At 54.5% G+C, this 255-nt stretch carries 1 protein-coding gene; it reads left to right on the top strand.

What is annotated here, in order from left to right; genetic code table 11:
• A partial coding sequence (locus tag V6F78_RS22350) for a DDE-type integrase/transposase/recombinase (protein WP_332728367.1) occupies nt 1-255 on the top strand: 255 nt, incomplete at both ends.

Raw genomic sequence — 255 nt, 5'->3', positions numbered from 1 at the left:
TCAGCAAACAACCCGGCTCCCATGCCTACAAACGAGCAACAGTAGAAAGACTGGATATCCCGAACACATTGAACCGCGAGTTCGACGTGCCAGCGCCCAATCAAGTCTGGTGCGGCGATATCACCTATATTTGGGCGCAAGGAAAGTGGCATTACCTGGCTGTCGTCCTGGATCTTTGTACGCGTCGGATCGTGGGCTGGGCGCTGTCGGAAAAGCCAGACGCTGAGCTGGTGATCAAAGCGCTAGATATGGCTT

Origin of the sequence: Pseudomonas sp. ESBL9 (genome assembly GCF_036668715.1) — a bacterium.
In the GTDB taxonomy this organism is placed as follows: Bacteria; Pseudomonadota; Gammaproteobacteria; order Pseudomonadales; family Pseudomonadaceae; genus Aquipseudomonas; species Aquipseudomonas lundensis.
This window is presented reverse-complemented; position numbering and strand designations above follow the sequence as displayed.